The sequence below is a fragment of the Archaeoglobus sp. genome (genome assembly GCF_017656475.1).
Taxonomy (GTDB): Archaea; Halobacteriota; Archaeoglobi; order Archaeoglobales; family Archaeoglobaceae; genus Archaeoglobus.
The window spans coordinates 1-8,145 of sequence record NZ_JACDNT010000057.1 but is presented as its reverse complement, the minus strand read 5'-3'; the positions used below and the strand labels follow the sequence as shown (position 1 = coordinate 8,145).

The 8,145-nt window shown below is 45.6% G+C and carries 12 protein-coding genes; 3 read left to right on the top strand and 9 right to left on the bottom strand.

Translation table 11 applies throughout. The features are described 5' to 3' along the window. The first annotated feature begins 102 nt into the window (after positions 1-102). Positions 103-375, top strand: coding sequence for a hypothetical protein (locus H0Z19_RS11055; protein WP_290726611.1), 273 nt, complete (start codon positions 103-105; stop codon positions 373-375). Positions 376-481: 106 nt separating this feature from the next. Here H0Z19_RS11055 and H0Z19_RS11050 read toward each other — a convergent pair whose 3' ends face one another. After that, positions 482-754 carry a winged helix-turn-helix domain-containing protein gene (locus H0Z19_RS11050; RefSeq protein ID WP_290726608.1) on the bottom strand — a complete coding sequence of 91 codons (273 nt, stop codon included), beginning with the start codon at positions 752-754 and terminating at the stop codon, positions 482-484. Between the two features lie 144 nt (positions 755-898). Here H0Z19_RS11050 and H0Z19_RS11045 point away from each other — a divergent pair, with 144 nt between their 5' ends. Both H0Z19_RS11045 and H0Z19_RS11040 read left to right on the top strand, forming a co-directional pair. Beyond that, complete coding sequence (locus tag H0Z19_RS11045; protein ID WP_290726606.1) at positions 899-1,093, top strand: hypothetical protein; 195 nt, start codon at positions 899-901, stop codon at positions 1,091-1,093. Continuing rightward, a complete protein-coding gene (locus tag H0Z19_RS11040; RefSeq protein WP_290726604.1) occupies positions 1,090-1,512 on the top strand; it encodes a hypothetical protein in 423 nt (140 codons plus the stop codon). Before H0Z19_RS11045 ends, H0Z19_RS11040 begins: the two co-directional genes overlap by 4 nt. Here the strand turns inward: H0Z19_RS11040 and H0Z19_RS11035 are convergent. From H0Z19_RS11035 to H0Z19_RS11000, 8 genes are read right to left on the bottom strand one after another with little or no spacing between them, the layout of a single operon-like run. After that, complete coding sequence (locus H0Z19_RS11035) at positions 1,505-2,311, bottom strand: protein-glutamate O-methyltransferase (protein WP_290726603.1); 807 nt, start codon at positions 2,309-2,311, stop codon at positions 1,505-1,507. The two genes, H0Z19_RS11040 and H0Z19_RS11035, sit on opposite strands and share 8 nt — an antisense overlap. Further along, a complete protein-coding gene (locus tag H0Z19_RS11030; RefSeq protein WP_290726601.1) occupies positions 2,302-2,778 on the bottom strand; it encodes a chemotaxis protein CheD in 477 nt (158 codons plus the stop codon). The genes H0Z19_RS11035 and H0Z19_RS11030 overlap by 10 nt, the downstream gene beginning before the upstream one ends. Further along, a complete protein-coding gene (locus H0Z19_RS11025; protein WP_290726599.1) occupies positions 2,775-3,392 on the bottom strand; it encodes a chemotaxis protein CheC in 618 nt (205 codons plus the stop codon). The genes H0Z19_RS11030 and H0Z19_RS11025 overlap by 4 nt, the downstream gene beginning before the upstream one ends. Beyond that, positions 3,376-5,364 carry a chemotaxis protein CheA gene (locus tag H0Z19_RS11020; protein WP_290726597.1) on the bottom strand — a complete coding sequence of 663 codons (1,989 nt, stop codon included), beginning with the start codon at positions 5,362-5,364 and terminating at the stop codon, positions 3,376-3,378. The genes H0Z19_RS11025 and H0Z19_RS11020 overlap by 17 nt, the downstream gene beginning before the upstream one ends. Further along, complete coding sequence (locus tag H0Z19_RS11015; RefSeq protein WP_290726596.1) at positions 5,354-6,403, bottom strand: chemotaxis response regulator protein-glutamate methylesterase; 1,050 nt, start codon at positions 6,401-6,403, stop codon at positions 5,354-5,356. The genes H0Z19_RS11020 and H0Z19_RS11015 overlap by 11 nt, the downstream gene beginning before the upstream one ends. A 4-nt stretch (positions 6,404-6,407) precedes the next feature. Then, complete coding sequence (locus H0Z19_RS11010; protein WP_290726594.1) at positions 6,408-6,773, bottom strand: response regulator; 366 nt, start codon at positions 6,771-6,773, stop codon at positions 6,408-6,410. A gap of 4 nt (positions 6,774-6,777) precedes the next feature. Beyond that, positions 6,778-7,587, bottom strand: a complete 810-nt coding sequence (locus H0Z19_RS11005) for a CheF family chemotaxis protein (RefSeq protein ID WP_290726592.1) — start codon at positions 7,585-7,587, stop codon at positions 6,778-6,780. Positions 7,588-7,600: 13 nt separating this feature from the next. Continuing rightward, entirely contained in the window at positions 7,601-8,077 is a 477-nt protein-coding gene (locus H0Z19_RS11000; RefSeq protein ID WP_290726590.1) for a chemotaxis protein CheW, read from the bottom strand. Positions 8,078-8,145 lie beyond the last annotated feature (68 nt).

Below are 8,145 nucleotides of genomic sequence, written 5' to 3'. Positions count from 1 at the left end.
ATGCTGAGAGGGAGAGGTATGAGTCGTTTGTTGGGAAGTTGGTTGGTAAGGGTTATATGGTGGAGGTGAAATTCCAAGTATGATGAGACAGGACCAAAATCTTTGGGTATAAAGCTGATTACAGCAAGAGTAAAGCATCCCCAGACAAACGGGAAGGTAGAGAAGTTCTTTGACTGCTACAACATGCATAGGGATGATTTTGAAAGCTTAGATGACTTCGTTTACTGGTACAACAACGTCAGATTCCACGAGAGCTTAGATACGAAATGGTATCTCCAAACTCCTGAAGATGCTTTCTGGAGCAGGTTGCCTGTGGAAGTTAGAGTTGGTCCGGCAGCCAAGCTATTTGATGAGGTGTTGGGGGATGAGAGGTAGGGTTTATAAGGTCAAAAATTTCGGGACTATACAATAGGTAAATCCTCGAATAAAAGAGATATCTATTAAGTAAAATCAGCACTCAGAAGAAGAAAAATGCAAAACATCAAAGTGCATTTGTGAGCTCCAGCAAAATGCGGAGTATCTGCTCACCTTTAGAGGTTATAACATATTCTCTTCCGTTTTTGCTGATTATATTGTGGGTTACAAGGTCTTTCAAAAGTTTGTTCAGAACGCTCGGGCTCAGTTTTGATTCAAACATTATTCCCGTAAAACCAGCGGAACCTCTATTTAAAACCATAAGAATTTTCAGCGACCCGGGGTGTGTTACGGTTTTGTAAATTTCAATCTTTCCGTTAATTTTTTCAACACTCATCATCGTGACCATCTCACTACTACTTGTGAGTGTGTTATACATATTAGCTTTACGTGTAGTATAGCTGTAACGTAACGCAGTTTGTATCAAAAATGTGATTAAAAACAAAAGGGCAAAATTTATTAAAATAAAAAAAAAGAACAAAACATGGGCGAAGGGAAAGAAAGAATGGACATCACGATTTCGTTTAGAATCCCTGAGTACCTGAAATCAGAAATGGATAAAGTAGACATTAACTGGAGTGAGTTTCTTCGAAAGAACTTGGAAGAAAAAATAGGGCTTGAGAAGCTGAAAAACGTATGGTCGGAGATCGATGCCATGAAAGACCTGATTAATCGGTGATAAAAGTGATAGCTGACGCGCCGGCTATCGACGAGTTGCTGTTCGGGGAAAACCCAAAGTGCCAAAAGCTCAAAGAGATGATATTTAATGGAAAAGTACCACTTCGAGTTCCTGAAACGGTTAGATACGAAGTTCTTGACTCCGTTGTGAAGAAAAAGGCCGAGCCGGAACACCTTCAAAAATTGCTCTCTCTTGTTGCTCAGTTCTTAGACTGCATAACGGTAGAAATGGATGCAGACCAGCTTTCAAAGGCTGCTGAGCTGTGTAAGACGCTTGACATAGACCTCTCGTCTGCCGCATGTCTGGTCCTTGCTGCCTCCTTTGTCGATGTGTATATCACGGGCGAAATCTCAGTCGCCAAGAAGCTAAAAAGGAATGGTTACCCGGTTTTACACCTGTCAGAAGTCTTCTCTATTTAATTTTCCTGTAAATTTTTTCTCTTAGGCTTACACACTCGAACTTATCTTTAAATCCTGCAGGAAGTGTTTCGCTCTTGCCTATTACCAAATACCCCCCTCCAACGAGAGCATTGTAAAAGTCATTCACAACCTTTGTTTTCTGCTGCTCGCTGAAGTATATCATGACGTTCCTGCAGAAGACAACATCCAGATACTTCGATACCGGCCTTTCTGTCGTTAAGTCGTGCTTTTTGAATCTGATATACTTTTTCAAAAAGCTCTTTACCCTGTATCCATCACCCTCCTTTTCAAAATACTTGTTTATGAGGCTTCTGTCAAGATTTTTTAGCTGGATAGGCTTGTAAAACCCCTCTCTCGCCATTTCGAGGCAGGTATCATCGATGTCTGTGGCGTAGATTGAGATCAGCCACCCCTCCCCTAAAGCTTCGAGGGCGCATATAGCTATAGTGTAAGGTTCTTCGCCACATGAACAACCCGCGCTCCAGAACCTGATTACATTACTGTTAACCCTTCTCTTCCTGCTTGCTATTTCCGGAAGAACTGTTTTCATGAGAAACTCGAAGGGCGTTTTGTCCCTCATAAACTCCGTGACGTTTATAGTTATGGTGCTGACAAGCTTTTGAATCTCCTCATTTCCGTTGCTTTTCAGAAATCTCAAATACTCTCCGTAATCATTCAACCCAAGCATCTTCAGTCTCAGGTCAATCCGCCTTCTTAAGTAGCTCTCCCTGTACTGATGCAGGTCTATTCCGGACTCTCTGCTGACGTAATCCACCAGACTTTTAAAGGCTAAATCCACAATTCGCCACCCCTGCTGTACTTCACGAGCATTCTCCCGTCAGATGTGAAAAAATAGACAGTTCGCCCCTCGCTGCCTCCGATGTCTTCTGAGACTATTCTTATGCCGTAATCTCTCAAAATGGATTTGATTGCCTCTGCGTTCCTGTCACCGATTCTCAGCATGTCCATCGTCATGTGCTTGAATATCTGCGCTCCACCGGCCATCTTTGCAATAACCCTATTTCTGTCACCCCCCAACCTCTCCATTGCCTCAATCATCATCTCCACAGCGTGGTCAGCATACTTTGCACTCCTTTTGGTTCCGTTGCTGGATTGCGGAAGCATGACGTGAGCCAGACTGCCGACTTTGATCACCGGATCGTAGAGAGCTATGCCTATGCAGGAGCCAAGTCCAACCGTCTTCAACACTGCCCCCTTTGCCACTCTGAATTCGCCGACCCCAACCAGTATCTCGTTGCCCATCATTCCACCATTTCTAGCATCTGGAAGACATAGTTTACAAACTTCTCATTCGGAATTAGCATCACAAGGATTTCGAGTTCTTCTTCACTCACCTCAAGCTTCGTCTCGAAGAAAATCACGTAATCACTTTTCTCAGCCAGTTGTGAGATTATGGCGTCTATAACAGCGATCGCAAAATCCCTACCGAAGCTCGGTGGAGTCGGAATCAGAGTTATTCCAAGCATTTCTGCTGTAGCATCGCAGAACGCGGAAGAAAGAATGTTCCCTATTTCCATCAGTGTGGAATCCACCATTTCCTCGTCACTACCGTTTCCAAGAAGTATTTCAGCCAGTCTTTGGGATGATGGTTCGGGAAACGTTATGTACAGAAATCCTGACTGCCCGTTTTCTATGTCATCCAGCCCTGTCACAACTCCTGCAACCATTTCTTCTGCATCAATGACTTTGTGTAAATTCTGTATTTTCACAACCATTGCTTTCGGCACGCTCATCTCAACCAGTTTTCCGAGCATTTGAGACAAAGATGTGGCAGCCTTACCAACCCCAATATTGCCCAGTTCTTTAAGTGCATCAAGTTCCATTTCGCCTAAATTCTCAATACTATGCAAGCCTATCACCTCCTAACAAACTCGATATGTCCAGAATTGGCACGACTCTACCATCACCAAGAATCGTTACCCCGCTAAAGCCCTTAATCTTGGCCAGATAGCCCGTGAGGGGTTTAATAACAATCTCCTGCTGTTCAGCAATCGCGTCGGCAATCAGGGCATACCTCTCACCTTCCTTCTCTACAATTATTCCTACTTCCCTCTCAGGTCTGCCGTTTTCCACATTAAACATGTCCCTCAACTTGAAAGCGGGGACGAGCTTTCCACGGACGATCATAAACGGGTTGCCGTGGATAACCTTCCAGTTCTCTTCATCAACATAAAGAGCTTCAACAACGCTGGATATCGGTATCGCGTACGTCTCATCTGCCACCTTCACCAGCAGGGACTTCACAATCGCAACTGTCGGCGGTAGGTGGATTCTTATCCTCGTGCCTTTCCCTTTTTCCGAGAATATCCTCACGCTGCCACCAAGCCTCTCAACAGTCGTTTTGACAACGTCCATCCCAACGCCTCTGCCAGAAACCTCCGTAGCCTTATCCTTTGTTGAGAAGCCGGGGGAGAAGATAAGCATCTTCAACTCATCTTCACTCATCGACTCCGCTTCTGCTGGTGAAACAATTCCTTTCTCGATTGCCTTCTGCTTAATCTTCTCGATATCAATACCCCTGCCATCATCTTCGAGCTCGATTATGATGTTGTTCTTCTCCCTCCAGGCGGAGAGTTTAATCTTACCTGTTTCATCTTTACCTGCCGCCTTTCTCTCTTCCGGCGTCTCGATGCCATGATCAACGGCATTTCTGACGAGATGCACCAGCGGATCACTTATCTCATCGAGAACTGTCCTGTCAAGCTCGGTATCAAGACCCTCCATTGTGAATTCAACCTTTTTGCCGAGCTTTCTTGCAAGATCTCTAACCATTCTCGGAAACTTGCTGAACACTCTCTCAACCTTCACCATCCTTATCTGCATTATTTCATCCTGAAGGCTCGTTATCGACTTGTCCATTATCGCAACCGCTTCTTTAAGCTCAGGAATGTCGTATTCAGCGGCGATTTGCAAAAGTCTTCCCTTGCTTATTACAAGCTCCCCAACAAGGTTCATTATCGTGTCAAGCTGGGAGATGTTCACTCTGATGCTTTCAAGCTTCCTTTTTCTTCTCCCCTCCTTTTTGTCAATCTTGGACTCCGCTTTTTCATCTTCTCTCTCCTCCACATCCCCGGCTTTCTTTTCTTCTTCAATTCCACTCTCTGTAATTCCAATTTCTGCTTCTTTCACATCTTCCGCCTGCTCCTCACCAGCCTCAACTGGCGTTATCTCAAACCTGTCAATTTCGGCAACATTACTGATGGCATCTTCAACAGCCGAAGCGTTCGGGGCTTTAATATAAACGACGAAATGACCGTCAAAGGTGTCTTTCTCCATATCTTTCTCGTCAGGAATGACTCCAACAACCTCGCCAACTTCGCTGAGAGTTTCTATAACGAGTGCCGCTCTAACACTTTTCATCACGCAATCATCGGCAATGTAAACGTCAACTCTGAGCTTGGCGCCATCAGGCTTAACATCTGGCTTTTCTGCTTTAACAGATTCATCCTTTTCAGCGTTCATGAGTTCTGCGAGAGTGTGAATAATATGTTCGACATCTACATTGTCATTATCCTCGTCCTCTATCCTGTCTATCATCTCCTCTATTGCATCCACCGCCTTCAGCATGACGTCTATAAGCTCCTCAGTGACCTCAATCTGCCCATCCCTAACCTTTCCCATCGCACTCTCAAGCTTGTGGCAAAGTTCCTCTAAATTCTTGTAGCCCATGAACCCTGCCATCCCTTTAATCGTGTGAGCCATCCTGAAAATCTCGTTAATGGCATCCAAATCCCCCTTTTCGACCTTTATGAAGTTCTGGTTCATTATGTCAAGATACTCTCTCGCCTCCTGGATAAACTCCTGCTTGTACTCCTCCATTTCATCGCTCATTAAGCTTCACCTCCAAAAACCTGACTATCTCCTCTGCAATCTCGAAAACGGGCTTTACAGAGGTTATTCCACCGATTTCAATGGCTGCCTTTGGCATGCCGAAAACAACACAGGTGTCCTCACTGCTTGCTACTGTCAGCCCTCCCCTGTCTTTTATAAGTTTCATTCCGTAGGCACCATCTTCACCCATTCCCGTAAGAATCACTCCTACGACGTTGCCTCCATACGCCTGCACTACTGAATCTGCTGTAACATCAACAGACGGTTTGACGGCATTTACCGGCTCACCATCGACCACTTTAATCCTGACCACGTTCGCAGCCTTCCTAACCTTCATATGGTACCCACCAGGAGCGATGTAAACCACGCCATCTCTGACACGCTCGTTGTTCTCAGCCTCCTTAACCTCAACCTCGGAGATAGAGTTAAGCCTCTCCGCGAGCTGCTTTGTAAAGCCTGGAGGCATGTGCTGCACAACGAAAATCGGAGCGGGTATGTCAGCAGGAAGTCTCGGAATTATCATCTCCAGTGCTGAAGGTCCACCTGTTGAGGAACCGATTAAAACGCACACGTCCTTTGTCTTTTTCCTCCAGTTTCCCCTTACCACTTCACCCCTTATTTTCTTAAGGTTCTGTAGTCTTAGAACATTCAGGGATGTCGAAGCAGCCATCTGAACCTTGTTGATCAGTTCTTGGGCAACCGAGGAGAGGTCAACAAGTGCCCCGTCAGGTTTAGTAACGAAATCAACCGCTCCGATCTTCAGAGCCTCCAGTGTCTCTCTTGCCCCCTCCTTTGTAAGCGAGCTCAGCATCACCACCGGAGTTGGTTGCTTCTCCATTATCAGTTTCAATGCTGTCAGCCCGTCCATTTCTGGCATGTTTATGTCCAGAGTTATGACGTCGGGTTTAAGCTTGAGAGCTTTCTCTACGGCTTCTTTGCCATTCTTTGCGGTATCAACTACCTCAATCCCTGCCTTGCTAAGTATGTCAGTCACAGCCATCCTGACTAGGGCCGAGTCATCGACAACGAGTACCCTCATGGTTTTAACTCATTCCAGCAACTTTCTTCAGCTCCTCAATTACCTTCGGAGCCTGGAAGGGCTTAACAATGTACCCCTTTGCCCCAAGCTTTATTGCCGCCTTGACCATCTGCTCCTGTCCCACAGCCGTGCACATTACTACCTTCGCGTTTGGGTCGAGCTTTTTTATCGCCTTCAGTGCTTCGATGCCATTCATTTCAGGCATCACAATGTCCATGGTGACAATATCTGGTTTCAGTTGCTTGTACATCTCTACCGCCTGCTTTCCATTCTCGGCCTCTCCGGCAATGTCAAAACCTCCTGAGAAGAGTATATTTCTCAGGAGCTTCCTCATAAACGCCGTATCATCTACAATCAACACCTTAGGCATACCCTCACCTCGCAGCCTTTTTCATTATCTCACTCACGAGAGCCACACCCCTCGGTGTGAGCTCTATTTCTTTTCTTATCTTCACGACTCTCGCCAAACCCAAATCCACGAGCCTGTCATACATCCTGTTGAGCTCTTCAGTCGTAACACCAAGGATGGATTCAACACTCACCGAATCAACTCCCGTATAAACCATTGTGAGAATTTGCTCCTCAACCTCAGACAGCTTTTCCTTGGGCTTCGCCTTTTCAATGAATGTCTGGATGTACTCTTGGAGCATGTCCATGGTCGTTTCAGGACATAGAATGAAGCTCGTAATCACCTCCCCATTCTCCACGTGTGTGACAACGAGTACGACCCTCTGCTTTTTACCCACAGTCCTGATGTCCTTCTCCACTGAACCGAGGTTCTGAATGGAGATTCTGATTTGCTTTGAAGCTGACAGAAACCAAAGCGCTTCATCGGTTATGCTTAGGTAACCTTTCTCCCACTTGCTGTCACTCACAACGACTCCTCCGCGTGTTGCGGGAGAGAGGAAGTAAACTGCAAATCTGTCTGATTTGAGGTTAAATGCCAGATATTTGAATATCTGGTTCTGTCTGCTTCCAAAGTCTAGGTAATAATTGCCGTCCTTTTTTATTCTCAACGCATCTCTGCCCTCAAATTTCAGCCTTTCAAGGTCCTGAATCTCCTTGAATCGTATTGTATTTCCCGCAAAGGATATTGCATCCTTCGTTATCACGGCCTCTCCTTTTTTCCACCCGTTGTCGAAATACTCCACTGGTATCTTTAGCACTCTCTCTCCACTGCTCATATCCTACCTCGCATCACCTCAGTCTCTCTACCTCATCTTCACTCAAAACCTTGTTCAGGTCTATCATAATCAGCAAACCATCTGGGAGCTTTCCAACACCTTTGAGGAACTTTGCCTCATCTCTTGCAGTTATTATGTTCGGCAGAGCCTCGATGTCGGAGGTGGAGAGGTACTTCACTTCATTCACCGTGTCAACCATCATGCCGATAACCGCATTCTCGAACTCAACGACTATTATGCGGGTGTTATTGTCTATCGGCTTCGGCTCCATTCCGAAGCGTTTTCTGAGGTTGATTATGGTAGTTATTTGCCCCCTCAGGTTTATCACGCCCTCAACAAAATCAGGAGCGTTGGGGATTCTGGTTATCTGGCTCGGTCTTATAATCTCTCTAACCTGGGATATGTCAACGCCATACCTCTCATCACCGAGATTAAACACGATAACCTGAACCGTTTCATCACCCCTGATTATACCTTCCGTCTGCTGCATCGCATCACCCCCCAAAATTTAAAAAATCAAACTTTATCTCCTCCGTTCGCCATCGTTTTGGCGTAGTC

Coding starts and splice junctions, on each gene's coding strand:
- H0Z19_RS11045 (WP_290726606.1), top strand. CDS start 899: ATGGGCGAAGGGAAAGAAAGAATGGACATCACGATTTCGTTTAGAATC.
- H0Z19_RS11010 (WP_290726594.1), bottom strand. CDS start 6,773: ATGCCTAAGGTGTTGATTGTAGATGATACGGCGTTTATGAGGAAGCTC.
- H0Z19_RS11050 (WP_290726608.1), bottom strand. CDS start 754: ATGATGAGTGTTGAAAAAATTAACGGAAAGATTGAAATTTACAAAACC.
- H0Z19_RS11000 (WP_290726590.1), bottom strand. CDS start 8,077: ATGCAGCAGACGGAAGGTATAATCAGGGGTGATGAAACGGTTCAGGTT.
- H0Z19_RS11005 (WP_290726592.1), bottom strand. CDS start 7,587: ATGAGCAGTGGAGAGAGAGTGCTAAAGATACCAGTGGAGTATTTCGAC.
- H0Z19_RS11030 (WP_290726601.1), bottom strand. CDS start 2,778: ATGATGGGCAACGAGATACTGGTTGGGGTCGGCGAATTCAGAGTGGCA.
- H0Z19_RS11020 (WP_290726597.1), bottom strand. CDS start 5,364: ATGAGCGATGAAATGGAGGAGTACAAGCAGGAGTTTATCCAGGAGGCG.
- H0Z19_RS11015 (WP_290726596.1), bottom strand. CDS start 6,403: ATGAGGGTACTCGTTGTCGATGACTCGGCCCTAGTCAGGATGGCTGTG.